22 protein-coding genes and 1 pseudogene are annotated in these 26,182 nt (G+C 62.0%); 12 read left to right on the top strand and 11 right to left on the bottom strand.

Annotation, left to right across the window (positions count from 1 at the left end; translation table 11 throughout):
- The first annotated feature begins 34 nt into the window (after positions 1–34).
- The 7 genes from ssuD (at position 35) to cysW (ending at position 6,450) form a co-directional block, all read left to right on the top strand.
- A complete protein-coding gene (gene ssuD / locus CDO35_RS21725; RefSeq protein WP_099526661.1) occupies positions 35–1,183 on the top strand; it encodes an FMNH2-dependent alkanesulfonate monooxygenase in 1,149 nt (382 codons plus the stop codon).
- A gap of 179 nt (positions 1,184–1,362) precedes the next feature.
- Complete coding sequence (gene ssuC, locus CDO35_RS21720; protein WP_099526660.1) at positions 1,363–2,157, top strand: aliphatic sulfonate ABC transporter permease SsuC; 795 nt, start codon at positions 1,363–1,365, stop codon at positions 2,155–2,157.
- A complete protein-coding gene (gene ssuB / locus CDO35_RS21715) occupies positions 2,154–2,969 on the top strand; it encodes an aliphatic sulfonates ABC transporter ATP-binding protein (RefSeq protein WP_099526659.1) in 816 nt (271 codons plus the stop codon). Before ssuC ends, ssuB begins: the two co-directional genes overlap by 4 nt.
- Positions 2,970–3,057: 88 nt before the next feature.
- Positions 3,058–3,273: a TOBE domain-containing protein gene (locus tag CDO35_RS21710; protein ID WP_003464423.1), complete on the top strand. Its 216-nt coding sequence runs from the start codon at positions 3,058–3,060 to the stop codon at positions 3,271–3,273.
- A gap of 382 nt (positions 3,274–3,655) precedes the next feature.
- Positions 3,656–4,672, top strand: a complete 1,017-nt coding sequence (cysP, locus tag CDO35_RS21705; protein WP_099526658.1) for a thiosulfate ABC transporter substrate-binding protein CysP — start codon at positions 3,656–3,658, stop codon at positions 4,670–4,672.
- Positions 4,673–4,786: 114 nt separating this feature from the next.
- The gene (cysT, locus tag CDO35_RS21700) at positions 4,787–5,626 is read left to right on the top strand and encodes a sulfate ABC transporter permease subunit CysT (RefSeq protein WP_055985283.1); all 840 of its coding nucleotides are present in this window, start codon (positions 4,787–4,789) and stop codon (positions 5,624–5,626) included.
- The gene (cysW, locus tag CDO35_RS21695; protein WP_099526657.1) at positions 5,623–6,450 is read left to right on the top strand and encodes a sulfate ABC transporter permease subunit CysW; all 828 of its coding nucleotides are present in this window, start codon (positions 5,623–5,625) and stop codon (positions 6,448–6,450) included. The genes cysT and cysW overlap by 4 nt, the downstream gene beginning before the upstream one ends.
- Positions 6,451–6,547: 97 nt before the next feature.
- On the opposite strand, the gene CDO35_RS21690 is transcribed toward cysW, so the two are convergent.
- From CDO35_RS21690 to dibA, 5 genes are all read right to left on the bottom strand, one after another.
- Positions 6,548–8,230: a diguanylate cyclase domain-containing protein gene (locus CDO35_RS21690; protein WP_099526656.1), complete on the bottom strand. Its 1,683-nt coding sequence runs from the start codon at positions 8,228–8,230 to the stop codon at positions 6,548–6,550.
- Positions 8,223–8,609: a response regulator gene (locus CDO35_RS21685; RefSeq protein ID WP_099526655.1), complete on the bottom strand. Its 387-nt coding sequence runs from the start codon at positions 8,607–8,609 to the stop codon at positions 8,223–8,225. The genes CDO35_RS21690 and CDO35_RS21685 overlap by 8 nt, the downstream gene beginning before the upstream one ends.
- Before the next feature lie 66 nt (positions 8,610–8,675).
- Complete coding sequence (locus CDO35_RS21680) at positions 8,676–12,839, bottom strand: PAS domain S-box protein (RefSeq protein ID WP_099526654.1); 4,164 nt, start codon at positions 12,837–12,839, stop codon at positions 8,676–8,678.
- Positions 12,836–13,972, bottom strand: coding sequence for an HDOD domain-containing protein (locus CDO35_RS21675; protein ID WP_099526653.1), 1,137 nt, complete (start codon positions 13,970–13,972; stop codon positions 12,836–12,838). Before CDO35_RS21675 ends, CDO35_RS21680 begins: the two co-directional genes overlap by 4 nt.
- Positions 13,973–13,974: 2 nt before the next feature.
- A complete protein-coding gene (gene dibA, locus CDO35_RS21670) occupies positions 13,975–16,275 on the bottom strand; it encodes a phosphodiesterase DibA (protein WP_243699123.1) in 2,301 nt (766 codons plus the stop codon).
- A gap of 169 nt (positions 16,276–16,444) precedes the next feature.
- Here dibA and desA point away from each other — a divergent pair, with 169 nt between their 5' ends.
- The 3 genes from desA to CDO35_RS21655 all read left to right on the top strand — a co-directional run bounded on the left by desA (position 16,445) and on the right by CDO35_RS21655 (position 20,393).
- Positions 16,445–17,635 (top strand): delta-9 fatty acid desaturase DesA, encoded by a 1,191-nt coding sequence (desA, locus tag CDO35_RS21665; RefSeq protein WP_099526652.1) that lies wholly within the window; start codon positions 16,445–16,447, stop codon positions 17,633–17,635.
- Between the two features lie 111 nt (positions 17,636–17,746).
- Positions 17,747–18,718: a GGDEF domain-containing protein gene (locus CDO35_RS21660; RefSeq protein WP_099526651.1), complete on the top strand. Its 972-nt coding sequence runs from the start codon at positions 17,747–17,749 to the stop codon at positions 18,716–18,718.
- A 424-nt stretch (positions 18,719–19,142) separates the two neighbouring features.
- Positions 19,143–20,393: an OprD family porin gene (locus tag CDO35_RS21655; protein ID WP_099526650.1), complete on the top strand. Its 1,251-nt coding sequence runs from the start codon at positions 19,143–19,145 to the stop codon at positions 20,391–20,393.
- Between the two features lie 105 nt (positions 20,394–20,498).
- Here CDO35_RS21655 and CDO35_RS21650 read toward each other — a convergent pair whose 3' ends face one another.
- On the bottom strand, positions 20,499–20,828 hold the full coding sequence (locus CDO35_RS21650) for a DUF2388 domain-containing protein (RefSeq protein ID WP_099526649.1): 330 nt from the start codon (positions 20,826–20,828) through the stop codon (positions 20,499–20,501).
- A gap of 88 nt (positions 20,829–20,916) precedes the next feature.
- Positions 20,917–21,171: an NfeD family protein gene (locus CDO35_RS21645; protein ID WP_099526648.1), complete on the bottom strand. Its 255-nt coding sequence runs from the start codon at positions 21,169–21,171 to the stop codon at positions 20,917–20,919.
- 165 nt (positions 21,172–21,336) lie between these two features.
- Here CDO35_RS21645 and CDO35_RS21640 point away from each other — a divergent pair, with 165 nt between their 5' ends.
- Positions 21,337–22,011, top strand: a complete 675-nt coding sequence (locus CDO35_RS21640; RefSeq protein WP_166432430.1) for a murein L,D-transpeptidase catalytic domain family protein — start codon at positions 21,337–21,339, stop codon at positions 22,009–22,011.
- Here the strand turns inward: CDO35_RS21640 and tfpB are convergent.
- Positions 21,986–23,770 carry a type IV pilus assembly ATPase TfpB gene (tfpB, locus tag CDO35_RS21635; protein WP_099526647.1) on the bottom strand — a complete coding sequence of 595 codons (1,785 nt, stop codon included), beginning with the start codon at positions 23,768–23,770 and terminating at the stop codon, positions 21,986–21,988. The two genes, CDO35_RS21640 and tfpB, sit on opposite strands and share 26 nt — an antisense overlap.
- A 123-nt stretch (positions 23,771–23,893) precedes the next feature.
- Positions 23,894–24,220 (bottom strand): hypothetical protein, encoded by a 327-nt coding sequence (locus CDO35_RS21630; protein ID WP_099526646.1) that lies wholly within the window; start codon positions 24,218–24,220, stop codon positions 23,894–23,896.
- Between the two features lie 127 nt (positions 24,221–24,347).
- Between CDO35_RS21630 and CDO35_RS21625 the strand changes: the two genes are divergently transcribed.
- On the top strand, positions 24,348–24,815 hold the full coding sequence (locus CDO35_RS21625) for an Lrp/AsnC family transcriptional regulator (protein ID WP_099526645.1): 468 nt from the start codon (positions 24,348–24,350) through the stop codon (positions 24,813–24,815).
- On the opposite strand, the gene CDO35_RS21620 is transcribed toward CDO35_RS21625, so the two are convergent.
- Both CDO35_RS21620 and dctM read right to left on the bottom strand, forming a co-directional pair.
- On the bottom strand, positions 24,812–25,483 hold the full coding sequence (locus CDO35_RS21620; protein ID WP_099526644.1) for a DUF502 domain-containing protein: 672 nt from the start codon (positions 25,481–25,483) through the stop codon (positions 24,812–24,814). The two genes, CDO35_RS21625 and CDO35_RS21620, sit on opposite strands and share 4 nt — an antisense overlap.
- A 195-nt stretch (positions 25,484–25,678) precedes the next feature.
- Positions 25,679–26,182, bottom strand: a pseudogene (dctM, locus tag CDO35_RS21615) (C4-dicarboxylate TRAP transporter large permease protein DctM); the annotation flags it as partial.

The raw sequence follows: 26,182 nt of genomic DNA, 5'->3' as shown, positions 1-26,182 counted from the left end.
CCATGCCGATGATTTCCTGCAAGGAGACAACTCCATGAGCCTCAATATCTTCTGGTTCCTGCCTACCCATGGCGATGGCAAGTACCTGGGCACCGCCGAAGGCGCGCGCGCCGTCGACCATGGCTATCTGGCGCAGATTGCCCAGGCGGCTGATCGCCTCGGTTTCGGCGGCGTGCTGATTCCGACAGGACGTTCCTGCGAGGACTCCTGGCTGGTGGCGGCCTCGCTGATCCCGGTGACGCAGAACCTGAAGTTCCTCGTCGCCCTGCGCCCGGGGATCATTTCGCCGACCGTGGCCGCGCGCCAGGCGGCGACCCTGGATCGCCTGTCGAACGGCCGTGCGCTGTTCAACCTGGTGACCGGTGGCGACCCGGACGAACTGGCCGGCGATGGCCTGCACCTGTCGCATGCCGAGCGCTATGAGGCATCCGTCGAATTCACCCGCATCTGGCGCCGTGTGCTGGAAGGCGAAACCGTCGACTACGACGGCAAGCACATCCAGGTGAAGGGCGCCAAGCTGCTCTACCCGCCGATCCAGCAGCCGCGCCCGCCGCTGTATTTCGGTGGTTCCTCCGACGCCGCGCAAGACTTGGCCGCCGAGCAGGTCGAGCTGTACCTGACCTGGGGCGAGCCGCCGGCCGCCGTGGCCGAGAAAATCGCTCAGGTGCGCGAGAAGGCTGCTGCGCAGGGCCGCGAAGTGCGCTTTGGCATTCGTCTGCACGTGATCGTGCGCGAGACCAATGAGGAAGCCTGGGCCGCGGCGGATCGTCTGATCAGCCATCTGGATCAGGACACCATCGACCGCGCCCAGGCGTCGCTGGCGCGCTTCGACTCGGTCGGCCAACAGCGCATGGCCGCCCTGCACGGCGGCAAGACCGACAACCTGGAAGTGTCGCCGAACCTCTGGGCCGGTGTCGGTCTGGTGCGCGGCGGCGCCGGCACTGCGCTGGTCGGCGATGGCCCGACCGTGGCGGCGCGGGTCAAGGAATACGCCGACCTCGGCATCGATACCTTCATCTTCTCCGGTTACCCGCATCTGGAGGAGTCGTACCGGGTCGCCGAACTGCTGTTCCCGCATCTGGATGTGGCCGCGCCTGCGCGTCCGGAGAGCCGGGGGTATGTCAGCCCGTTCGGCGAAATGATCTCCAGCGATATTCTGCCGAAGGCGGCTTCGGCGAGTTGAAAAGCCCCTCTCCCCAACCCTCTCCCATAAATGGGAGAGGGGGCTGATCGGTGTTGCCGGATGAGTCGGTGGCACGGCTTGGCTCCCCTCTCCCGCTTGCGGGAGAGGGGCTGGGGGAGAGGGCAGATGTAGCCCGGATGTAATCCGGGGACAGAGATACAGAATTTTTCGAGGCAACCATGAGCAACACGACCCTTCACAAACTGGCGCTGCGCGCTGCGCCCTGGGCCTTGCCGCTGGGGCTGCTGGCCGCCTGGCAACTGGCGGTGGCCAGTGGCTGGCTGTCCAGCCGCATCCTGCCGGCGCCCAGCGCCGTGCTCGCCGCCGGCTGGGAGCTGCTGGCCTCCGGCGAAATCTGGCAGCACCTGGCGATCAGTGGCCAACGTGCCGGGATCGGCTTCGCCATCGGCGGCGGTATCGGCCTGCTGCTGGGCTTTATCACCGGCCTGTCGAAATGGGGCGAGTGCTTTCTCGACAGCTCGGTGCAGATGATCCGCAACGTGCCGCACCTGGCGCTGATCCCGCTGGTGATCCTCTGGTTCGGCATCGACGAGGCAGCCAAGGTGTTCCTGGTCGCGCTCGGCACGCTGTTCCCGATCTACCTCAACACCTACCACGGTATTCGTAACGTCGACCCCGCGCTGGTGGAGATGGCGCGCAGCTATGGCCTGTCCGGCTTCTCGCTATTCCGTCAGGTGATCCTGCCCGGCGCGTTGCCGTCGATCCTGGTCGGTGTGCGTTTCGCCCTCGGCTTCATGTGGCTGACCCTGATCGTCGCCGAGACCATTTCCGCCAGCAGCGGCATCGGCTACCTGGCGATGAACGCCCGTGAGTTCCTGCAGACCGACGTGGTGGTGCTGGCGATCCTGCTCTATGCGGTGCTTGGCAAGCTGGCTGATGTCGCTGCTCGTGGTCTCGAGCGCGTGTGGCTGCGCTGGCACCCGGCCTATCAGGCCAAGGCAGGTGGCCAATGACGGCGCTGCATAACATTCGTCAGGGCATTCCGCCGGGCGGCGTTCCGCTGGCGATCGAGAACATCGAGAAATCCTTTGGCGAGCGTCAGGTGCTCAAGGGCATCGACCTCCATATCCCTGCAGGTCAGTTTGTCGCCGTGGTCGGTCGCAGTGGCTGCGGCAAGAGCACCTTGCTGCGCCTGCTGGCCGGTCTGGATCAGCCCAGCGGCGGCCAGTTGCTGGCTGGCAATGGCTCGCTCAACGCGGTGCGTGAAGACATTCGCCTGATGTTCCAGGACTCGCGTCTGCTGCCCTGGAAGCGAGTGATCGACAACGTCGGTCTGGGGCTTTCCGGCAACTGGCGCAAGCAGGCGGAAGAGGCGCTGGCGGCGGTCGGCCTGGCGGATCGCGCCAATGAATGGCCGGCAGCACTGTCCGGCGGGCAGAAGCAGCGCGTGGCACTGGCCCGTGCGCTGATCCATCGGCCGCGCCTGCTGCTGCTCGACGAGCCGCTGGGAGCACTGGATGCCTTGACCCGCATCGAGATGCAGCAACTGATCGAACGCCTGTGGCAGCAGCATGGCTTCACCGTACTGCTGGTCACCCACGACGTGGCCGAAGCCGTGGCCGTGGCGGATCGGGTGATCCTGATCGAGGACGGCCAGATCGGCCTCGACCTCGATGTGCAACTGGTGCGCCCGCGCCCGCATGGCTCGCCGCTACTGGCGGCACTGGAAGCGCGCGTGCTCGACCGCGTGCTGGCGCAGCCGGAATTACCGACACCGCCCGAACCCGTATCACCCCTGCCCACGCAATTGCGTTGGGCGCTTTGACGCCATAGCCCGGAGGCAATCCGGGAGCGGCTCGAGAATTCCCCGGATTGCACCGGGCTACATGTAAAACGACCTGAGGAGAAACACCATGACCATCAAAGCCATCAACGTACGTAACCAGTTCAAGGGCAACATCAAGGAAATCGTCATCGGCGACGTACTGTCGGAAATCGACGTGCAGACCGCTGCCGGTATCGTCACCTCGGTGATCACCACCCGCTCCGTGCGTGAACTTGAACTGCAGGTGGGTAGCGAAGTGATCGCCTTCGTGAAATCCACCGAAGTGTCCATCGCCAAGCTGTAAGAGCATTTTCATGTTTTTCAGCTGGTTTTCGTCGATTTTGGAAGCCAAATGACGAAATAAGGCACTTGCGATCTTGTAGGAGCGGCTTTAGCCGCGAGCTCTTTTCGCCCCAATAAAGCTCGGGGCTGAAGCCCCTCCTACATATTCACCGGACGCTTTTGCCTTGTAGTTTTCAGGCACATAAAGATCGTGAACAGGTTCTAAGAGTGGTTGCCTGATCAGCCTTCAGATACGAGAGCTGCAGGGTGTTGCCGTAGACAAAGAGATACTGGTTATAAGCGTCGAATAAAAAGATATTTTTCAGCTATATGATTTTTCTGCAGAATCGCGCCATCAAATAGCCTGCCTGCAGGTTCCTCTCGCGATAAGAAGGACGCCATAGATGCTGAAGAAGATCGTTCTGGCCACCGTGGCCAGCGCCACCCTGCTTACCGGCTCGCTGAGCCATGCTGCCGCCGATACGCCATTCCACAACGCCTCCTACGACATCGCCCGTGAGCTGTTCGGCGAGATCAACCCGCTGTTCGTTGAGCACTGGAAGCAGCAGAGCGGCAAGGAAGTGAAGATCATCCAGTCGTTCGCCGGCACCTCGCGTCAGGCGCAGGACATCATCCAGGGCAAGAAGGTCGACGTGGTCACCTTCAACCAGGTAACCGACGTGGACATCCTGGCTAAGCGCGGTCTGTTGCGCGCCGACTGGGCCAAGCAGTTCCCTAACAATGCCTCGCCGTACTACAGCACTACCGCCTTCCTGGTGCGCGAAGGCAACCCGAAGAACATCAAGAGCTGGGATGACCTGATTCGCGATGACGTGAAACTGGTATTCCCCAACCCGAAAACCTCCGGCAATGCCCGTTACAGCTACCTGGGCGCCTGGCTGTTCGCCAACGAGAAATTCAATGGCGACCAAGAGAAGGTCAAAGCCTTCGTCGGCAAGGTGCTGAAGAACGTCGAGAACTTCCCCACCGGCGGTCGTGGCGCCACCGTGGCCTTCGCCCAGAACGGCCAGGGCGACGTGCTGCTGACCTTTGAATCGGAAGTGATCAACATCGCCAAGGGTGACGAGTTCAAATCCGCCAACCTGGAAATCGTGGTGCCGGAAGTCAGCGTGCTGGCTGAATTCCCGGTCGCCATCGTCGACAAGGTTGCCGACGAGCGCGGTACCCGCGAGCAGGCCAAGGCCTTCCTCGACTTCCAGTACAGCAAGGACATTCAGCAACTGCTGACCCGCTACAACTACCGTGTGCATAACCCGGAAGTGGTCGAGGCGACCAAAGCGCAGTTCGCTCCGGTGCGCCTGATCAACCCGAACGAGATCCTTGGCAGCTGGGACGACATCACCGCCAAGCACTTCGACAACGGTGGTATCCTCGACCAGCTTCTCGCAGAGGGTCGCTGACAGCGACGGTTTGGCGTAGGGCGGGTGCAACCCGCCAGCCATGAATGCGAGCATCGTAATGGTCAATTGGCCGCCTTATTGGCGGCCAACTGCATTTGTAGAGCCGAGCTTTTCGTGAGTAAACCAACGCTGTTCTTCCTGCAGACTCCGCTGCTGCCGGGCTTCGGCCTGAGCTTCGGCGTCAGTGTGTTGTACCTCTCGCTGGTGATCCTGTTGCCGTTGTCTGCGCTGCTGCTGTACGTCAGCGACATGACTTGGGCGCAGTATTGGTTCGCGATCAGCGACCCGCGTGTGGTGCAGACCTACAAGGTGACCATCTCGGCGGCGTTCTACTCGACCCTGGCGGTGCTGGTGATCGGCCTGCTGCTGGCCTGGATCATCACCCGCTACGACTTCCCCGGCCGGCGTATTGTCGATGCGTTGATCGACTTGCCCTTCGCCCTGCCGACCTCGGTGGCCGGCCTGACCCTCGCCGCACTGCTGGTGCCCAACGGCTGGATCGGCCAGTGGCTGGGCTTCAAGGTGGCCTATGCCTACGCCGGTATCGTGGTGGCGATGGTGTTCACCAGCATTCCCTTCGTGGTACGCACGGTGCAGCCGGTGCTGCAGGATCTCGGCTCGGAATACGAGGAAGCCGCGCGCACCCTCGGTGCCAGCCGCGTACAGACCTTCCGCAAGGTGATCCTGCCGACCCTGGCGCCGGCACTGGTGACCGGCGGTTCGCAGGCGTTCATCCGCAGCCTCGGCGAATTCGGCGCGGTGATCATGATCGCCGGCAACATCCCCTATCAGACGGAAGTCAGCTCGCTGATGATTTTCGTCCGTCTGCAGGAATTCAATTACCCGGCGGCAGCGGCCATCGCTTCGGTGATCCTGCTCGCGTCGCTGGCTCTTCTGTTCCTCCTGCAGGTCGTGCAGGGGCGTCTGTTCGCATGGCAACGGCAAGGTCGATGAAAAAGCCCCAAGATTGGCGCCAGTGGGCGCTGGTAACCCTCGGTCTGTTGGTGGTGGCGCTGATTCTGCTGGTGCCGCTGGCGCTGATCTTCACCAAGGCGCTGGCCGGCGGGCTCGACCTGCTGTGGAGCAACCTCGGTGAGGACTACATGCTCCACGCCATTGGCCTGACCCTATTGGTAGCCGCGATCACCGTGCCGCTGAACCTGTGCTTCGGCATCTGCCTGGCCTGGTGCGTGACCCATTACGATTTCCGTGGGCGCAAGCTGCTGACCACCCTGATCGACATTCCCTATGCGGTTTCGCCGGTGGTCGCCGGTCTCTGTTACCTGGTGGTCTACGGCCTGGAGAGCTTCATCGGCCGCTGGTTCTACGATAACGGCATGCAACTGATGTTCGCCTGGCCGGGCATCGTCATGGTCACTGTGTTCGTCACCGCGCCCTACGTGGCGCGTATCCTGATTCCGGTGATGCAGGCTCAGGGCCAGGACGAAGAAGCCGCTGCCATGTGCCTGGGCGCCAGCGGCTGGCAGATCTTCCGGCGCATCAGCCTGCCGAAGATCAAATGGGCGCTGCTCTACGGTGTGGTGGTGACCAATGCCCGCGCGGTCGGTGAATTCGGCGCGGTGTCGGTGGTATCCGGCACCATCATCAACCAGACCCTGACCCTGCCCTTGCTGGTCGATCAGCTCAACAACGACTACAAACCAGCAGCGGCCTTCACCGCCGCCGGTCTGCTGGCGTGCATGGCGCTGCTCACGTTGTTCCTCAAGACCTTCATGGAGTGGCGCCAGCGTCGCTTGCTGCAGCGCGCCGAAGCGTGATCGGGGTGGCATTGGCGGGCGACACTCCGCTATAGCCTTTATGACCATCGCGGCTGAAGCCGCTCCTACGGAGCGTGGTGCTGGTGTAGGGGCAGCTTCAGCCGCGATGTTCTTCCGACGCCGCTATCTGCACCTGATTGCGCCCGCTGTGCTTGGCGGCGTATAGCGCCTTGTCCGCACGCTCACGCAGTTGCTCGGCGTCGCTGTTGACGTCGGTGCCCGCGATACCGGCGCTGAGGCTCACGGAAAACTCTCCGCCGTCTGCGATGAAACGCAGCTCGGCGAAGCGCTGGCGAATCTCGTCGACGATCAAACGTGCTTGCTCCGGCGTGCAGTCCGGCAATACGGCGAGAAATTCCTCGCCGCCGTAGCGGCCCAGGCTGTCGACCCGGCGCAGACGTTGGCGCAGCAGGTTGGCCAGGGCGCGGATGACGTTGTCACCGGCCGCATGACCATGCTCGTCGTTCACACGTTTGAAGTGGTCGATATCCAGCATCACTACGCTGGCGCGGTCGCCGCTGCGCAGGGCGCGCTCCAGTTCGATGGCCACTTGTTCTTTGATGTCGGCGTGCTTGAGCAGGCCGGTGAGGCTGTCGCGGGCCAGGGCGTCGGAAAGCAGGCGTGCGCGCTGGGCGCGGGAGAACACGGTAGCTACTAGAGCATTGTCGGAAATCGGTTTGGTGACGAAGTCGTCGCCGGCCTTGATCAGCGCGTTCATCTGTTTGCCGATATCGGTTTCCGCCGACAGGTAGATGATCGGGATGCGCAGCCAGTCATCATTGCAGCGGATGATCTGCGCCAGTTCGGGACCGGTGCAGTGCGGCATGTTGACATCGAGCAACACCACCTCGGGGTTGAAGTCGCGCAGGTGGGTGAAAATCCGCGCCGGTTCGCTGAGTATCTCCACCAGCATGCCGGCATCACGCAGCACCAGGCTGTAGCGGCTGGCCAGGTCCTGGTCATCGTCGGCGATCAGCACGCGGTAGGGTTCGCCGTGCTGTTGCGAGAAGCAGCGTTCGAGGCGGCTTTCCAGCTGCGGGATGTCCACCGGCTTGCTGAACAGGCCCATAGCGCCGGCGCGCACCGCATGCAGCTGGGTAGCGAAGTCATCCTGCTGGTCGGTGAGCACCAGCAGCGGCAGTGGTTCGTCCAGGCGTTCGCGCAACTGGTGGGCGTAATCCAGACCGCAACTGGCTTCGCCAGGCAGCTTGGCGTCGATGATCAGCGCGTCGGGCAGGTGCTGCTGCAGCGCGGCGTCGAGCCCGGCGGTGGAATTGAAATGTTCGGCGCGGTAACCGAAGTTGCTCAGCGTCTGGCGCATGTTCTCGCCAACCGCGGCTTCGCCTTCGAGGATGTAGATGGTGCGGCTGCCGTCTTCCTGGCGCGGCAGCTTGCGCGCTTTGCCTACCGGTTCAGTGATGGCCCCAGCGCTGGTCGGCTGCTCGCCGAGTGCCTGCAAGGCAGTGACGAACTCGTTGAGGCTCTGCTGTTGGCGCAGCAGGCGCTCCATCCAGCGCTCGGCATGCTGCTCCAGTTCGCGCGCCTGCTGGCCAAGCTGGCTGAAGCCGAAGGTGCCGGCACTGCCGGCCAGGCGGTGCAGCTGATGACGCAGCTCCTGCAGCAAGCGTGTGCGTTCGGCTTCATCGGCGCCCAGCAGTTGCCTTGCCTGTTGCGCCAGCTGGGGCAGTTCCTGGCTCAGGCGCTCACTGAATTGCTGACCAAGCTGTTGCAAGTGTTGTTGCAGCGCCTGGGGGATGGCGCTGCCTTCGTGTTTATCCATTGCGCTGGTTCCAGATCTGCCGTACCTGAGCGGCGAGCTGCATCGGGTCGAATGGTTTGATTATCACGCCATGGGCGCCGAGGCTGTGGTAGTGGGCGACCTCGTCAGGCTGCACCTTGGCGGTCATGAAGGCCACCGGAATGCGTGCGGTATCGACCAGCTGGCCAATCAGCTCCAGGGTCTTGGGCCCATCCATGCCGGGCATCATCACGTCGAGCAGAATGAAATCCGGTGCGAAGCCCTGCACCTGGTCGAGCGCCTCCTGGCCACTGGCACAGCTCAATACCTGAAAGCCGCCGACGGCCTCCAGCGCGACCTTGGCCACGGCCTGGATCGAGGGATCGTCCTCGACATGCAGGATGCGTTTGAGCTCAGTCATCACGGTCTCCCCGGCCGTTGGCTGCTATCTGCAGTGTGGTACAGCTTTGTTAGCCTTGCGTAGGCTTCATGTCTCGCTTTCATCGACGCGCGGCAGTTCGAACCAGAAGGTCGCGCCCTGGCCAGGCACCGAGTTGAAGCCGATACGCCCGTGCATGCGCTCGATGATTTCCTTGCAAATCGCCAGACCCAGGCCGGTGCCGCCTTTCTGCCGGGTATCGCCGGCGTCGGCCTGAGAGAACTTGGCGAAGATGCGCGAATGGAATGCCGCGGGGATACCCGGGCCATGATCGCGCACGTTGACTCGCAGCTTGTCGCCCATCGTCTCCAGGCTGACCTGCACCACGGCCCCAGCCGGTGAGAACTTGGCGGCGTTGGACAGCAGATTGGCCAGCACCTGAGCCAGGCGCTGGGTATCGACCCGGACTTCGACATCATGCTCTGCATGCAGTTCGAGGCGTACCTGATGCTGGTCGGCATACGGCTGGTTATGCAGCAGTGCCAGTTCCAGCAGTGGTTTGAGTGGCCTGCGCTGGAGGTCGAAATGCATCTTGCCGGCGACCAGCTTTTCCATGTCCAGCAGGTCATTGATCAGCGCGCTCAGGCGCTGGCTGTTGGCCTCGGCGATGCTCAGCATGTGCGCCATGGCCTGCGGCACGGCGCCGAGTGCGCCACCGTTGATCAGGCCCAGCGAGCCGGCGATGGCGGTCAGCGGTGTGCGCAGTTCGTGGCTGACGGTGGAGACGAACTCGTTCTTCATCTGCTCGATGCGTTTGCGTTCGGCGATGTCACGAATCACCGCGATGAAGCGCACCTGGCCCTGGTGGCTGATCTGCGACATCGCCAGTTCCAGCGGGAAGCGTTCGCCACCCAGGCGCAGGCCTTCCATCTCGCGAATCTGATCGCTGGCGCAGCCGTGGCGCAGGGTGTCACTGGCCATGCCTGGAATCAGCGTGGCGATGTCGCGCCCAGCGACCTCGGTCTGGCTGTAGGCAAAGATGCGTTCGGCCGCGTGATTGAAGTTCTCGATGTGGCCCTCGTCGTCGAGAGTGACGATGGCATCGATGACGTTGTCGAGCAGGGTGCGCAGGTAATGCTCGCGTTCGCGAATCGCTCGCTCGGCGGCAACCCGGTCGCTGAAGTCCTGGATCTGCGCGACCAGATGCACGGGCTGGCCTTGGGCGTTGCGCACCAGCGCGCTGCTGAGCAGTACCCAGAGCACCTGACCTTGTTTGTCCAGATAGCGCTTTTCCATCTGGTAGGCGCTGATGCGCCCGGCCAGCAGGTCGTCGATGTTGCGCAGGTCCGCACCGAGGTCGTCGGGGTGGGTGATGCGCTGAAAATCGAGGGCGAGCATTTCCTCGCGGCTGTAGCCGAGCATGCGGCACAGCTCGTCGTTGACCTCCAGCCAGCGTCCATCGATGGCCACCAGCGCCATGCCCTGCGGCGCGGTGGCAAAGGCGCTGCTGAACAGTTGCTGGCTCAGACGCAGGTCGTCTTCCATGACCTTGCGCTCGCTGATGTCCCAGATGAAACCGTCGACCCAGACCAGGCGCCCCTGGGCGTCGTGCTCACCGCGACCTTTCTCGCGCACCCAGACGCTGTGGCCGTCGGCGTGACGCAGGCGGTAGGTCAGCTCGAACGTCTCCTGGCGAGCGATGCTGTCGTTGGCGAGGTAGGTGATCGGCAGGTCGTCGGGGTGGACGATGCTGGAGAAGCTGCGCACGCGATTGTCGATGAAGTCGCTGGGCGGGTAGCCAGTCAGGCTGAGAATCTCGTCGCTGACGTAACGCATGCTCCAGTCGCTGTCGTTGGCGCAGCGATAGACCACGCCGGGCAGGTTGGCGACCAGGCCGCGGAAGCGACTTTCGCTCTGCTGCAGTGCGCGAGTGGCCTGCTGCAGGGCGCTGATGTCACTGGCGATGCCGAGAAAACCGGTGATCTGTCCGCTGGCGTCGAAGATGGCGTTGGTGGTGAGGTTGACCAGGCGCTGGCCGCCATCCTTGTGCAGATACGTCCATTGGCGGGTTTCCGACTCGCCATTACGTACGTTGTGAGTGAAGACTTGGAAGCCGCTGACCGGATGCCCGCAACTGATGCTGAGCTGCTGGGCCCGAGCGTCGATTTCGCTGGGCAGATGGAAGCGCTCGGGCGTCATCTGGCCGATCACGGCGTCGCTGCTATAGCCCAGCAGGCGCTCTGCGCCAGAGTTGAAGAGGGTGACCAGGCCGTTCGGATCGGTCGCGATGATGGCAACGCCGCTGGCCGAATCCAACACGGTCTGCAGGAACGCTCGCGCCTCGATCACCGCATCCTCGCGCTGCCGCGCTGCGCTGATGTCCGTGTGGGTGCCATACATCAGCAGCGGTCTGCCTTGCTCGTCGCGACTGGAGAGGCGGCCGCGCACCTGTACCCACAGCCAGCGCCCGTCTCGGTGCTGCATGCGTATCTGCCGGTCGTAGAAGGCTATCTCGCCAGCGAAGTGGCGTCGCAGCATACGTTCGCTGGGCTCGCGATCATCCGGGTGACAGAAGTGCTTCCAGGTTTCGACGCTGGTGGGCTGCAGTTCCTCGAGGCGGTAGCCGAGCATCTGCGCCCAGCGCTCGTTGAACACGGTGGCACCGCTCTGCACATTCCACTCCCAGGTGCCGACATCGGTGCCTTCGATGATGCTGGCAAGGCGTTCGAGCAGGTTTTGCCGTGCCTGCTGCTGCTGCTCGCGCTCCAGGGTGGCGCCGACCCAGCGAGCGAACAGGCGCAGGAATTCGCGCTCGTTCTCGTCGAACTGACGGTCACGGGCTTGCTGGTCACAGAAGGCCAGGGTGCCGACTCTGCGGCCATCGACCCAGATCGCCGTACCGATATAGCTTTCCAGGGCGAAGCGGGCGTAGCAGGCGTGCTCTCGATAAGGTGAGCTGGCCATGCGCTCGATACTGAGAATGTCGTCCTGGGCGTAGGCCAGGCTGCAATAGGTTTCGTTGAGGGCGAAGGTCTGGCCGTCCTCAAGCTGCGTGTCAGGACAGACCTGGACCAGAACGCGATAGTGATCGGCGTCGATCATGCCGATCACGCCGAGCGGCATGTCGAAGTAGTTGGCCCCCATGCGCAGCGCTTCGCGCAGTTGTTCCTTGCCGCTCAGGCTCGATAGCGCAGAAATCTCGTTGAGTGCGTGCAGCGCGCTCTGCTGGCGTTGCATCAGGCGCTGGGTACTGCGACGTGTCGCGCGTAGCAGGATCATCAGCAAGGCTTCGGCGCCGCACCAGGCCAGCAGCCATTTGACTACCAGCCAGCGTTTGTCGCGTTCATGCACGGCATAGAGTTCGCTGACGTCACGCCAGGTCAGCACCGTGGCCATTGCTGGAGCGCCGGGTTGTGGCGAGGTTGCCATCGACAGCTGGCTGAGCAGGTAGTGTTGCCCGCCATCCTCCAGCAGACGCTGGCTGTTACCTTCGCTGGGAGAGGGCAGAAGATTCGCTTGCAGCCAGATCTGCGCCTGCGGACGTGTCTGCTGGATCAGGCGCCAAGCGGGGGCGTGATCGGCTTGCTTGCCGACGTCGGCCGCTGCGTTGAGTAGTAGCGCGATGCCGGCGCCGAGGTCCCGATCCAGTTGCGGCAGATCTTCGAGCATATCCATCGCCACGCTGATGGCGCCGACCTGGCGCTGACCGTTTTGCGTATTGATCAGCAGCGGCGCCGCGGCACGGATGCCGATACTGTTGTTCGCAAGGTTCAGTTCTGCACGACTGTCGCCCGTACGCAGGGCTTGCAGCAATAAAGGGCGCATGGCCTCCTGAGTGTCGCCAAAACGCTGCGGCTCGTGCACACGCAGCAGGATGCGTGCGTCGTCTTGCAGATGGACGTAGAGGCGAAACGGCCGGTGCACCTGCATGTTGCGCCAGCGCGGTGCCAGGCGGGTGTAGAGCTGGTTGCGGATGCGGGTCAGGTCGCCCTGGTCATCCATGGGCAGGACCGACGCCTGACGCACCAGCTCGGCTACCCAGGCGTCGGCGGCGATGGCCTCGGCCAGTAACTGTGCTCGCTCACGCAGGCCGTGCTGAACGCTTTGCAGTGCCAGACGTTGCGCCTCGGCCTGCTTGTTCATCTGCAATTGCCACAGCGCCTCACGCTCGTGCAGTGCCTGGCGCCCGAGGAAGGCGAAGAACAGCGCCAGACACAGACTGCCGCCGATCACTATCCAGCGAATGGCAATCGGCCGTGGGTTAGTGGTCATCGTGCGCCTGTCCGCGCCAGGCCAGCGAGACGCCTTAGGCGCTCGATTTCGGGCGCTTCGGCGCCCAGCAGTTCGGCACTGGCCAGGCGCATCACCACCGTGTCACGTCGTGTATTGCCAGGGGGGAGGGCGTAGCAGGCACCGATCAACTCGCGCAATGCGATAGGCAGGCGCCAGTGCGCCTTTAGTCGATTGGCCAATTGGCTGCTATGACGCTGTAGGGCGGTGTTCAGTGTCTGTTCGTCCAGCTCTCGGCCGGTACTGCGCCAGCGTTGCGCCTGATCCAGCAGGGCCAGTTCGCCCATACGCTGCAGCAGTGCGGCGCTGTGCAGCGGCGCCGGATCAACCCGGCTGCTACGCGCCAGCTCAGCAATACGCTGGCGCAGGCGCAGGGCATGGACGAAATGTGCATCGCCCTGGCGCTGCAGCTCGGGGTCGCTCAGTACCGCCTGCGGCCGAAGCGCGAGGCCTTGAATCAGATTGATTGCAGTGGCCTGACCGAGGCGTTGCACCGCTTCGTTGAGGGTCACGCAGGGCTGCCCGGCGCTGTTGTAGTTGCCACTGTTGGCCGCTGCGATCAAGCGCGCGTGAACGGCTGGGTCGTTCTGCCAGAGGTCGCCGAGCTGCTGCAGATTGTCGAAGGGTTGAGGCACATCGCGCAGACGCTGGTACAGGGATTCACGCAGTGGCAGTTCGAGAGCGTCATCGGTCAGGCTTGCAAGTTGCTGGAGAAAATCCCCGACGGTGTCGATTTCACCGGCGATGATCTGGGCATTCGCCAATAGCGGCTGCAGGCTGGCGACTACCTTGGGCACCTGAAAGGGTTTGCTGATGAAGGCGCTGATATTCAACGGGCGTATGGCTAGCACGCTGTCGCGGTCGGCGCGGGCTGTGACCATGACCAACGGGATATCCTGGCTGCGTTGACGCACCGCTTCCAGCAACTGGATGCCGTTACCGTCGGGCAGGTGCCAGTCGCTGATGACCAACTGGGCCGGCTGCCGCTTCCAGGCTGCAAGGGCATCCACGACGCGGCTCTGACAGTCGACCTTGGCACTCGGGCACAGGCTGAGGACGATCTGTTTGAGCAGGTCGGCTATCCAGGGATCGTCTTCGAGAATCAGCACGCGCATGCTCAGTTCCTGGTGCTGGGGTGGCTGTCCTGTGTTTCGCCCGGGGTGTTGGTGTCAACGGGGTTGACGGGCACCGGCTGTGGGCGACCGAAGTGATAGCCCTGACCATAGTTGCAGCCTAGCTCACGCAGAAAATCGGCCTGGGCCGGTTGTTCGATACCTTCGGCAAGGACCTTGAGGCCCAGGCTTTTGCCCAGTGCGATCACGGCGCGAGCGATGGCGGCGTCTTCAGCGTCGTTGGGCAGGCCGCGCACGAAGCTCTGATCGAGCTTGAGCTTGTCCACGGGCAGACGCTTGAGGCGTGCCAGAGAGCTATAACCCGTTCCGAAGTCGTCGATGGCCAGGCGTACGCCCAGGGCACGCAGACTGATGAGCAGTTTCTGCGCTGCATCCGGGTCTTCCATGATCGCGCTCTCGGTGACCTCCAGCTCCAGCTGCTCAGGCGGCAGGCCTGTTTCTGCCAGTACCTGTGCCACTTTCATATCGAGTTCACCGCGACTGAACAGGCGGCTGGAGACGTTCACCGCAACGAAGCTCAGTGCACGACCTTCGGCGTTCCAGCGCATCATCTGGCGGCAGGCCTGCTCCAGAACCCAGGCGTCGATGGCGCCGATCATGCCGTTGTCCTCGGCGATCGGAATGAATTCGCCAGGGGGAATCAGCCCGCGTTGCGGGTGTTGCCAGCGCACCAGCGCCTCCATGCCTACCTGGCGACCGTCACGCAGGTCGTGCAGCGGCTGGTAGTAAACGCGCAGCTCGTCGTTGTCCAACGCATGACGCAGGCTGCTGGCCAGTTCCACGCGCTGCCGGGCGTAGTCGGTCAACTCCTGCACGTAGAAGGCATAGCCTTCGCGACCGCTGCTCTTGGCCTTGAACAGCGCCGAGTCGGCGTTACGCAGGATTTGCTCGACGCTGTCGGCATCTTCGGGGAATAGACTGATGCCGATGCTGGCGCCGATGTAGAGCTCGTGGCCGCCGAGACGAAAGGAGGTTTCCAGGCTGCGCAGCAGGCTTTGTGCAAGTTCGGCTGCCTGGGCTGCGTCGGCGCAGTTTTCGCTGAGTAGGCCGAACTCGTCGCCGCCTAGCCGGGCCAGGGTGGTGCCAGTGGGTAAACCTTGCTGCAAACGCTCGCCGACGGCCTTGAGCAACAGATCACCGACGTTGTGGCCGAGGCTTTCATTGATGTGCTTGAAGTGGTCCAGATCGATCAGCAGTACTGCGCCGCGAAGCTCCTCGATCTTGCTGCGCTCCAGCGCATGAGCGACGCGCTCGGTGAACAACAGGCGGTTGGGCAGGTTGCTCAGCGGGTCGTGGTGGGCCAGGTAGTCCAGCTCGCGTTGCGAGCGCTTGAGTGCGGTGATGTCGGAGAACACCGCCACATAGTGGCTGACGCGCCCCTGTTCATCGTGAATAACGCGGATGCACTGCCACTGTGGATAAATCTCCCCACTTTTGCGCCGGTTCCACACCTCGCCACTCCAGGCTCCACGGTTCTGCAGCGCGTACCACAGGCTCTGATAGAAGGCTGTGTCATGGCGGCCGGACTTGAGCAGGCTAGGGTGCTGGCCGAGGATTTCCTCGCTGCTGTAGCCGGTGATGCGGCTGAATGCCGGATTGACGTGCACGATGCTCTGTTCGGCATCGGTGACCAGTACCCCTTCCTGAGTCGCATCGAACACCGCAGCGGCCTGGCGCAGGCTATCGTCGGTGGCGCGTTGCTGGGTGATGTCGCTGGCGATACCGATGAAGCGCTGCGGTTGGCCTTTTTCGTCACGCAGCAGGCGGCCGCGTGAATGAATCCAGCGATAGCTGCCGTCGGCGTGGCGCAGGCGGTAGATGTTTTCGTAGGGCTGCTCGCTCAAGTCGGCGTTGAGCGCATGCAGCGCGCGCTCAACGTCATCCGGATGCAGGCGTGCGGCCCAATCTTCGCGGGTGCTACCCAGAGTTTGCGGGGTGAGGCCCAGCAGCCTGGCATAGCCCTCGGAGAAGAACACTCGGCGGTTGCTCACGTCCCAATCCCACAGGCCGTCGCGCGTGGCATCCAGCGCCAGGCGCAGGCGCTCCTCGTTGCCGGCCAGCGCCAGGCGTGCGCGTCGATGTTGTTGAGCGTGACGGTGTAGCACCAGATAAAGCAGTGAACTGGTGAGCGCGACGAACAGCAGTCCCTTGAGAGATTGCAAGCGCTCCAGTTGCGCCACGGACAGGCCGAGGGCGTTCAGCAGTTGGTCGCTCAGCAGTATCCAGAGGCAGGCCAGTAACAGATAGCCCAGAGTCAGACGCAAGGCGTCGGTGTCGATACGCATGGGTAGGCTACTACGCTCCCTGTAAATGCGGGTCAGTATAGATGGGGGTGGGACTGAAACATTCTCATCTAAAAGACCAACTGGTTTTCTGGCATGGGTCAGGGATAATGTGATCAGGTTCGTCCTTGTAGGACAAACCGTGTTCCCCCTTCAAGAGGCAACAGCGCCCATGTGGTACAACGGTTTACTCGACCTGTCGGTCTGGCAGCTGGTGGCTGCGACTTTGCTGATGACACACGTGACCATCGTCAGCGTGACTGTCTATCTGCACCGCTACTCTGCGCACCGTGCACTGGAACTGCACCCCGCGCTCAAGCATTTCTTCCGTTTCTGGCTGTGGTTGACCACGGGCCAGAACACCCGCGAGTGGACCGCGATTCACCGTAAACATCACGCTAAGTGCGAAACCGTCGACGACCCGCATAGCCCGGTCATCAAAGGGCTGAGCACCGTGCTGCGTAAAGGTGCCGAACTCTATCAGGAAGAGGCGAAGAATCAGGAAACGTTGCGCATCTACGGCAAGAATTGCCCGGATGACTGGATCGAGCGTAATGTTTACAGCCGTTATCCGATTGGCGGTGTGACATTGATGGCGATCATCGACCTCGCGTTGTTCGGCGTACTCGGCATGACTGTCTGGGCGATCCAGATGATGTGGATTCCGGTATGGGCCGCGGGTGTCATCAACGGTCTTGGTCATGCTGTCGGCTATCGCAACTTCGAATGCCGCGACGCCGCTACCAATCTGGTGCCCTGGGGCATCCTGATCGGTGGTGAGGAGCTGCACAACAACCACCACACCTACCCCAACAGCGCCAAGCTGTCGGTGAAGAAGTGGGAGTTCGACATGGGTTGGGCCTGGATCAAGCTGTTCAGCTTCCTCGGCCTGGCGAAGGTGCAGCGTGTGGCGCCGATTGCGCATCGGGTCGAGGGCAAGGCCAGTTTGGACATGGACACTGCCATGGCCATCCTCAACAACCGTTTCCAGATCATGGCGCAATACCGCAAGTTGGTGATCGTGCCGTTGGTCAAGCAGGAAGTGGCCAAGGCTGACGAGTCCGTTCGTCACCTTTTCCGTCGGGCAAAACGCCTCTTGTCGCGTGAACCGAGCCTGCTGGAAGAGCAGCATCATGCGCATATCGCCGATATGCTGGCGCAAAGTCAGGCACTCAAGGTGATCTACGAGAAGCGCCTGGCGCTGCAGCAAATCTGGGTCAAGACCAGCAGCAACGGCCACGACATGCTCGAGGCCATGAAACAGTGGGTCCACGAGGCCGAGGCCAGCGGCATCCAGTCACTGCGTGAATTCGCCGAGCAGCTCAAGACCTACTCGCTGCGACCGTCCAGCGCGACTGCCTGACCGCCGCTCGTTACAAGCAAAGGCCCGCCGAACTGGCGGGCCTTTGTGTTTGTCCAACGGCTCGCACTATGCTCAATTTCAATGCGAGGCGAAGGACGGATGGCCGCTGTAATGGACGATCAAGGCAAGGCTGTTTCCGAGTTGGAAGAACTGACCTTGGCTCTACTGCACAGCCGTGCCGAAGTAGAGCGTCTGGGTGTTCGCGAGCAGCTGTTCAGTAGCTTGCTTGGCAGCGTCAATGCCGTGCTCTGGGCCTTTGACTGGAGCGAGCAGCGGATGATTTATGTCAGTCCTGCTTATGAGCGAATCTTTGGCCGTTCTGCCGCGCTACTGTTGGCCGACTATGGCGAGTGGCGCAACAGCATCTATCCCGACGATATCGACTACGCCGCCGAAAGCCTGGCCAAGGTATTGGAAACTGGCGCGGTGGAGTCGCGTGAGTACCGCATCATTCGCGCCGATGGCCAATTGCGCTGGCTCAGCGACAAGTGTTTCGTCAGCCCCCAACTGGGCACCGAGCAGGGGCATGTGATCGTCGGTATTGCCGAAGACATCACCGAGAAGAAGCGCCTGGAGGGCGAGTTACATCGCCTGGCAACCACCGATGTGCTGACCCAGAGCAGCAACCGCCGGCACTTCTTCGAGTGCGCCCGCCGTGAGTTCGAGCACGCGCGCAAGTTCGGCAGCCCGCTGGCCTTCCTGCTGCTCGATCTCGATGACTTCAAGAAGATCAATGACCAGTACGGCCACCAGATCGGCGACGAGGTGTTGCGGCGCCTGGCGCAGTGCGGCAGCAACACTTTGAGGCGCGGCGATCTGTTCGGGCGTATCGGTGGTGAGGAGTTCGCGGCGCTGTTCCCCGGCTGTGAGCAGGATGTGGCATTGCAGGTGGCTGAACGGCTGCAGCGCGAGGTGCAACGCCTCGGTTTCCAGCATGAAGGTCGGCACTTCGGCATTACAGTCAGTCAGGGCCTGACCAGCCTGCTGGCCACTGATGTCAGTCTCGACGCGCTCTATGCACGTGCCGATGCCGCGATGTACATGGCCAAGCGCCAAGGCAAGAATCAGATCGTGCTAGGGTGATGGTTGGCGATTTTCCGCCTGAGAGCTGGTTGTCATGGGCGGAAAATTGCCGATCATCTACTGTCATCGGTTAGCCACCGACTCGTCGAAAAAATGTAACCTACTGTTCTAGAAGCCTTGTGCGTCGACTTTGCCAAGCTGGCGCGCTATCTGCATAGGCCCCGCAAGATGCCGGCTAGGATGTCGGCGCACAATAACAACGACGAGAGCACTCACCATGCGCCACTCTGCCCGCCTCATTCCGGCCGTCCCGCTGCGTTCGCCGTTGTTTCGTTCTTCCTGAATTTTTCATGCGCCCATTCGAGCCCGGCTTTGCCCTGCCATGGCTCATGGGTGTGTGTGCCCTATTCGTTCTGGCCTGCCTCTTCGTGCCGAAGTCTGCGCCGGACGATGCGTCACCTTAAACACACTGGAGAGAAACATAATGAGAAAGACCTCCCTGGCACTGGCCGTAGCCGCCAGCACCCTGGGCCTGAGCCAAGTAGCGTCCGCCGACCTGATCGGTGACACCAAGGTCAGCCTGGAAGCGCGTAACTTCTATTTCAACCGTGATTTCCGTGAAGGTGCAGGTCAGTCCAAGCAAGAAGAGTGGGCGCAGGGTTTCATTCTGCGTATGAACTCTGGCTTCACTGAAGGCACCGTTGGTTTTGGTGCTGATGCCATTGGTATGTATGGCTTCAAGCTGGACTCGGGTGATGGCACCGCAGGCAGTGGTCTGCTGGTCCCTGACCGCTCTTCGGGTGGTTCTCAGGACAATTACTCTGGCCTCGCTGTAGCGGCCAAAGCCAAGGTTTCCAACAGCACTCTGCGTGTTGGTCATATGCAGTTCAAAAACCAGGCGATCGGCTCCAGCGACAGCCGTTTGCTTCCGCAGATTTTCCGTGGCGGTAACTTGGTTTCTCAGGAGATCGAAGGTCTGACACTGGACGCTGGTTATTTGGATGAGGTGAATAACCGCAACTCGCAAGATTATGAAGACATGACGCTGAACACCTACTCGTTCAGTGGCATTCAGTTCAAGGGCGTGAACCAGAGCAACGAGTTCATCTTCGCGGGCGGTAACTACAAGCTGACCAACGACCTGACTGCTGGTTACTACTATTCCAACCTGGAAGACATGTACAAGCAGCACTCCTTCAATCTCGTGCATGTGCTGCCCTTGGGCGACAAGCAGAGCTTGAAAACTGATCTGCGTTACGCGCGCTCCACCGATGATGGCCAAAGTAACGTCGATAACAAAGCCTTCGGTGCCATGGTTACCTATGCGCTGAGTGGTCACTCGTTCGGTATCGGTTACCAGCAGATGGACGGCGATACTGGCTTTGCCTATGTCGGTGGTACCGATCCGTTCCTGGTCAACTACGTTCAGATCGGTAACTTCGCTGCCAAGGACGAGAAGTCTTGGCAGGCTCGTTACGACTTTAACTTCGCTTCCATTGGCATCCCTGGCCTGACCTTCATGACCCGCTACCTGACCGGTGACAACATCGATCGTGGTGCTGGTGTTTCCGAGGGGCGCGAATGGGAACGCAACACAGACATCGCTTATGTCTTCCAAGAAGGTGCTTTGAAAAACCTTGGTGTTCGCTGGCGTAACGCTACTATGCGAAACAACTTCAGCCGTAATATCGACGAAAACCGCCTGATCGTCAGCTACACCCTGCCGCTGATGTAAGGCGAGAGGTTTTGGGAGGCCTGCCAAGGCCTGAGTCCCGAAAGCCAATCAAAAATGCCCGCATCCTATGGATGCGGGCATTTTTTATGGACGGCTGGTGACGGCTCAGCGTGGGGTGTCAGCTGGTGCTGCCGAAGTCGCGAGAATGGCGCTGGCCAGCGCCATGTCGTCGGCTTCCTGCAACTGCGGGTTGGCGCTGCGCAGTCGCTGCATCGCGGCCTCCAGGTGCGGGCCGCGGATTTCGCCGTTACTGGCGACGAAGCTGCTGGCGTCCTCTTCGGCCGCGGCGACCAGCTTGCGATCCTTGAAGGTCAGGTAGGTCGAGGCGGTGGTTGCGCCTGACGAAAGAATGTCGCGCAGCATGCCATCGGCTGCTGCGGTCTGGGCGATCAGAAAGGCACTGAACGCCAGTGCGGCACGGCTCGTTACACGCATGATGAAACTCCTTAGGGGTGGTTCCTCTTCTAGGAGTCGCGCAAGCCGTTGGTGGTTCCTTGCAGGCGATGGCCGGTTGCCAGGCTGATCAGTTGCTGAGCTTGCGCGCCCGCTGCTGGTGACGCCACCAGAGCAATGCCGAGAGTATTGCCAGTGCGCCGAACAGCAGAAATTGCCAAACCCAGGGCAGGTCCGGGAACAGATAAGTCAGTGCACCGACCGCGATGGCCACCAGGCCCATCCATAGCAAGTAGCCTCCGGCGCCGAACACCTCGAGAATCAGCAGCAGGGTGGCCAGGGCCAGCCAGTCCCAGAACGACAGATGTTGCAGGTAGGTGATCATGGGAAGGCGTGGCTACCCATACTCAGACTGTTCGCTGATCGCCCTTCGGTGTGCATCGCATAGACTCCATTGCCAGATCAATCAATCTAAGCACAGTCGTCCGGGCTCTGCCGCCGACCCCTTCGCAAGGTGGGCAGATGCCAGGCCATCCGTGGGAGCCAGGGCATGTTTACGCGTTCACTGATGGCGTTTTTGCTTGCCGCTCTGTTGCTGGCCGGACAGGGCGCGGTGGCCGGTGAGCTCCTGAATGCCCTGCACCGTGCAGCGCCGCAGTTGGAGCCGCGTGCGTTGCAGGGAGCGCTACAGGCGCTGCGGTGCGCCGAGCGCGAAGGTGCGGGTGAAGGCAGGCGGTTAGCCGTGATCGATTACTCGCGCTCTTCGCTGGAGCGGCGCCTATGGGTTTTCGATCTGACGCACGGGCGTCTGCTGCAGCGTGAGTTCGTTGCCCATGGTCGCCAGTCTGGTGAATTGTTTGCCGAGCATTTCTCCAATCAGCCTGGCAGTAATCAGTCCAGCCTCGGTCTTTTTCGTGGCGCTGAAAGCTACAAGGGGCGGCATGGGCATTCGCTGCGCCTCGATGGTCTGGAGCCCGGCCTCAATGATCAGGCGCGTGCCCGTGCACTGGTGATCCATGGTGCTGATTACGTGGCGCCGACATGGGCGCAGAAATATGGGCGTATGGGGCGCAGCCTGGGCTGTCCGGCGGTGCAGCAGGAGGTGATTGGTGTACTGGTGGATCAGCTCAAGGACGGCCAGTACCTGTTCGCCTGGCATCCTCAGATAAGCGATGAGCGCTACCGCGATTGCGCGAGCGTCAGCGTTGCTCGCTCTGTGGAGTGACGCGTAGCACTTCCTCGATGGTGGTCAGCCCAGCTGCGACCTTCTGCGCGCCGGACAGACGCAGGCTGCGCATGCCGTCCTTGAACGCGGCGCGGCGCAGGGCGGTAAGGTCGGTGTCAGCGTTGATCAGTGGCTTGATGGCATCGTTGATCAGCATGATCTCGTAGACGCCAGCGCGACCCCGGTAGCCGGTTTCGCGGCATTCCAGGCAGCCGACGGCGTGATGCGCCTGACTCGGCGGCGGCGAGCTCCAGGGCCGGGTCAGACCGTTCCAGGTGTCTTCGTCCAGTTGCACGGGCGCCTTGCAGTGCGGGCACAGGGTACGCACCAGGCGCTGGGCCATGACGCCGAGGATGGTGGCCTTGAGCAGGTAGTGCGGCACGCCCAGTTCGAGCAGGCGGGTGATAGCGCTGGGGGCATCGTTGGTGTGCAGGGTGGACAGCACCAGGTGGCCGGTCAGCGCTGCCTGGATGGCCATCTCCGCGGTTTCCAGGTCGCGGATCTCGCCGACCATGATGATGTCCGGGTCCTGGCGCATCAGCGCGCGCACACCGCTGGCGAAGTTCAGGTCGATGTTGTGCTGCACCTGCATCTGGTTGAAGGCACCTTCGATCATCTCGATCGGGTCTTCGATGGTGCAGACGTTCACCTCCTCGGTCGCCAGCTGCTTGAGGGTGGTGTAGAGCGTGGTGGTCTTGCCCGAGCCGGTGGGGCCGGTAACCAGGATGATGCCGTTGGGCTGGCTGGTCATGCTGGCCCAGCGGCGCAGGTCCTCGGGAGAAAAACCGAGTTGATCCGGGCTCTTCAGCAGCACTTCCGGGTCGAAGATACGCATCACCATCTTCTCGCCGAAGGCGGTCGGCAGGGTAGATAGGCGCAACTCCACTTCGTTGCCATCCGGGGTCTTGGTCTTGACCCGGCCATCCTGCGGTTTGCGCTTCTCGGCGATGTTCATGCGGCCGAGGTTCTTCAGGCGGCTGACCACTGCCATGGTGACCTGCGCGGGGAACTGGTAGACGGTGTGTAGCACGCCGTCAATGCGAAAGCGCACGGTGCCCTGTTCGCGGCGCGGCTCGATATGAATATCGCTGGCGCGTTGCTGGAAGGCGTACTGGAACAGCCAGTCGACGATGTTGACGATGTGCGCATCGTTGGCGTCCGGCTCCTGGTCCTGGGCGCCGAGGCTGAGCAGTTGTTCGAAGTTGCCAACGCCGCTGACCTTCTGGTCGGTGGCGGTGGCGCCGCTGACCGAGCGGGCCAGGCGATAGAACTCGGTGGTGAAGCGCTGAATGTCGCTGGGGTTGGCTACCACGCGCTTGATCGGGCGCTTGAGCACGTGCACCAGGTTGGCTTCCCAGCTATGCACCAGCGGCTGGCTGCTGGCGATGGTGACGCTTTCGCTGTCCACTGCAACGGCGAGGATCTTGTGACGCTGGGCGAAGGCGTAGGACATCAGCGGGGTGATGGCCGGCACGTCGATCTTCAGCGGGTCGATGCGCAAGTAAGGTTGCCCGGCGAAGTTGGCCAGCCAGGTGGTGAGGGTTTCCAGGTCGAGTTTCTTGCCCGGCCTTTGCTGATCGTCCACCTGCTGCGCGGCCAGAAACTCCAGTGGATGCTGGGCGTTGTTCAGTGAGCTGCGGCGGATCGCCAGGCACTGCTCAGCTACATCCTGATCCACCCGGCCCTGGGCCACCAGCTCGCGCAGCAGGTCGCCAAGATCCAGTACACGGTCGGGGGCAGTGGCGGTGAAGGCGGACATGCGGGCTCCTCGGGGTCGGCCTGAACAAGGGTAGCAGGTCGTTCTTCAACGACCTTCTAGCCGAGCTAGGATGCCCGAAAAGTGGCACCAGGGCGAAGTGCCCGACGTGATCGAACGCCCGCTTCAGGCCACCTCCGTCACCAGGTTGTGATCCAGGTGCTGCCAGGTGACCTCCCATACGCACACCAGGCCGCGCAGTTTCTGGGCCAGCACGCCGGCTCGATGCAGCGAGATGCCGGGCAGGCGCAGACTGATATGCAGGTCATCTTGCAGGCGCTGCATGTGCAGGGCTTCGGGGAGCAACTGCAATTGCGCGAACAGGCCGAGTAGCCGGCACATGACGTCGGCCTCGGCGTCGGTGCGCAGCTGGTATTCGACACAGGCATCGGGGCGATCCTGCCAGGGATCGCGGCGATTATGGGCGGACGGAAACGGCGTGGTATCAGGCATGGTGGCAGCTCAGGCAGGTTTTGCCTAAGTTTCCGCCTTATTTCGGCAAAAGTTCTGCCTGGTTTGCTGTGTTGATGGCGTTTATGTGGATAGACTTACCTAAATAATAGGCTGGTAAGGAATTTTTATGTCCATTGCGCTGGATGCCTACGATCAACGCATTCTTGCTTTGCTACAGGAGGATGCAGGCCTCTCCACGGCGGAGATCGCCGAGCGTATCGGTCTGTCGCAGTCGCCCTGCTGGCGACGTATCCAGCGGCTCAAGGAGGAAGGGGTTATTCGCAAGCAGGTGACCCTGCTCGATCGCAAGCGCATCGGCCTGCATACGCAGGTGTTCGCCCAGGTCAAACTCAACGCCCACGGGCGCTCCAACCTAACCGAGTTCGCCGAAGCCATGCGCGAGTTTCCCGAGGTGCTGGAGTGTCACGTGCTGATGGGTGCGGTGGACTTCATGCTGCGCATCGTCACCCGCGATATCGAGGCCTATGAGCGCTTCTTCTTCGAGAAGCTGTCGCTGGTACCAGGGATCCAGGAGGTGAACTCGATCGTGGCGTTATCGGAGATCAAGTCCACCACCAGCCTGCCGCTCACTTAAGGCTTGATCACCACTGGCGGCGATTGCTCGACGCTGCGCCTGCTGGGTGGCGTGAGCCCCATGGACACATAGATGCTGGTCAGTTGATCGACGCCCATGTCGGCGGGGCGTATCCATTCTTCTGGTACGTAAAGCAGGCCGCCACCGACCGGAATCGGTGCGGTGGGGATGAGGATGGCGCAGTAGGGGCGGCCCTCCAGTTCGACGCTTTCCGAACTCGGGCGCAGGGCGAGCACCGCTGCGCCGTCGCCGCCGAAGAAGCACCAGACCGGCGCCATGGTGGTGATATCGGGGTTCTTGCTCTTGTCCAGCAGGCCAACGAATCGATCAGCCAGGTTGTAGAAATTGCCGATCAGCGGCGTACGCCGCAGGGTGCGGTCGATCAGCCAGGACAGCGGGCGGCGCAAGCCCAGTTGTACCGCCAGGCCAAGTGGGTAGAGGCTGGCCAGCAGCACCAGACTGCCCAGCATATAAGCCAGATAACTATTGCTGGAGAAGGGTTGGCCGAGGGCTGCGAACAATTGGCCGATCAGGGTCGAAGGTCCGACCAGGCGATTGAGCAGGCTGAATATCCAGGCAAGCAATGCCAGGGTCAGCGCCAGCGGCAGTAGCGCGAGTAGGCCCGTCAGCCAGGTGGTAACGACGGATTTCAGGCTGCGTCTGAGCATGTAACGGTTTCCTTGACGATCTTGGCGGTGACTTTACGCCAGGCACGGCAATTCTGGGCAGTCTTGCCCGTGTGCGTGGTCGGCGAAATGGCTACAGCACTTTTCGTCAGATTGTTTCGAACAAAAAAAGCCCGGCACTAAGGCCGGGCGTAGTAGGTACACAAGGTACCGAAGTAGTAGCGTTCGGTCGAACCCTTACATGCCAAGCAGATTTGGCAAGGCCATGGACACGGCCGGGATGTAGGTGATGATCATCAGGAAGCTCAGCAGCAGCATAAGCCACGGCATCGCTGCGCGGATCACTGCCGTCAGTGGCATCCCCGTCACCGCCGAGGTGACGAACAGGTTCAGCCCCACTGGCGGCGTGATCAAACCGATCTCCATGTTCACCACCATGATGATGCCCAGGTGGATCGGGTCGATGCCCAGCTGCATGGCGATCGGGAACAGGATCGGCGCCAGGATCAGGATGATCGCCGACGGCTCCATGAAGGCACCGGCCACCAGCAGCACGATGTTCACCACCAGCAGGAACTGCCACGGCTGCAGACCCAGCTCCACCACCCAGGCGGTGATCTGCTGCGGAATCTGCTCGGTGGTCAGCACGTGGGCGAAGAGCATGGCGTTGGCGATGATGAACATCAGCATGATGGTCAGCTTGCCGGACTCCAGCAGCACCTTCGGGCACTCGCGGATGGT

The organism is Pseudomonas sediminis, from assembly GCF_002741105.1.
GTDB classification, from domain to species: Bacteria; Pseudomonadota; Gammaproteobacteria; order Pseudomonadales; family Pseudomonadaceae; genus Aquipseudomonas; species Aquipseudomonas sediminis.
This window is presented reverse-complemented; position numbering and strand designations above follow the sequence as displayed.

Bases quoted from the DNA above. Each gene is read 5' to 3' on its own strand.
- CDO35_RS21690 (WP_099526656.1), bottom strand. From the start codon at position 8,230: ATGGATAAACACGAAGGCAGCGCCATCCCCCAGGCGCTGCAACAACAC.
- dibA (WP_243699123.1), bottom strand. From the start codon at position 16,275: ATGCGTATCGACACCGACGCCTTGCGTCTGACTCTGGGCTATCTGTTA.
- ssuB (WP_099526659.1), top strand. From the start codon at position 2,154: ATGACGGCGCTGCATAACATTCGTCAGGGCATTCCGCCGGGCGGCGTT.
- tfpB (WP_099526647.1), bottom strand. From the start codon at position 23,770: ATGTCCGCCTTCACCGCCACTGCCCCCGACCGTGTACTGGATCTTGGC.
- CDO35_RS21710 (WP_003464423.1), top strand. From the start codon at position 3,058: ATGACCATCAAAGCCATCAACGTACGTAACCAGTTCAAGGGCAACATC.
- desA (WP_099526652.1), top strand. From the start codon at position 16,445: ATGTGGTACAACGGTTTACTCGACCTGTCGGTCTGGCAGCTGGTGGCT.
- CDO35_RS21625 (WP_099526645.1), top strand. From the start codon at position 24,348: ATGTCCATTGCGCTGGATGCCTACGATCAACGCATTCTTGCTTTGCTA.
- CDO35_RS21640 (WP_166432430.1), top strand. From the start codon at position 21,337: ATGTTTACGCGTTCACTGATGGCGTTTTTGCTTGCCGCTCTGTTGCTG.
- cysW (WP_099526657.1), top strand. From the start codon at position 5,623: ATGAAAAAGCCCCAAGATTGGCGCCAGTGGGCGCTGGTAACCCTCGGT.
- ssuD (WP_099526661.1), top strand. From the start codon at position 35: ATGAGCCTCAATATCTTCTGGTTCCTGCCTACCCATGGCGATGGCAAG.
- cysP (WP_099526658.1), top strand. From the start codon at position 3,656: ATGCTGAAGAAGATCGTTCTGGCCACCGTGGCCAGCGCCACCCTGCTT.
- CDO35_RS21630 (WP_099526646.1), bottom strand. From the start codon at position 24,220: ATGCCTGATACCACGCCGTTTCCGTCCGCCCATAATCGCCGCGATCCC.
- CDO35_RS21680 (WP_099526654.1), bottom strand. From the start codon at position 12,839: ATGACCACTAACCCACGGCCGATTGCCATTCGCTGGATAGTGATCGGC.
- CDO35_RS21620 (WP_099526644.1), bottom strand. From the start codon at position 25,483: ATGCTCAGACGCAGCCTGAAATCCGTCGTTACCACCTGGCTGACGGGC.
- CDO35_RS21650 (WP_099526649.1), bottom strand. From the start codon at position 20,828: ATGCGTGTAACGAGCCGTGCCGCACTGGCGTTCAGTGCCTTTCTGATC.
- ssuC (WP_099526660.1), top strand. From the start codon at position 1,363: ATGAGCAACACGACCCTTCACAAACTGGCGCTGCGCGCTGCGCCCTGG.
- CDO35_RS21675 (WP_099526653.1), bottom strand. From the start codon at position 13,972: ATGCGCGTGCTGATTCTCGAAGACGATCCCTGGATAGCCGACCTGCTC.
- CDO35_RS21685 (WP_099526655.1), bottom strand. From the start codon at position 8,609: ATGACTGAGCTCAAACGCATCCTGCATGTCGAGGACGATCCCTCGATC.
- CDO35_RS21660 (WP_099526651.1), top strand. From the start codon at position 17,747: ATGGACGATCAAGGCAAGGCTGTTTCCGAGTTGGAAGAACTGACCTTG.
- CDO35_RS21645 (WP_099526648.1), bottom strand. From the start codon at position 21,171: ATGATCACCTACCTGCAACATCTGTCGTTCTGGGACTGGCTGGCCCTG.
- CDO35_RS21655 (WP_099526650.1), top strand. From the start codon at position 19,143: ATGAGAAAGACCTCCCTGGCACTGGCCGTAGCCGCCAGCACCCTGGGC.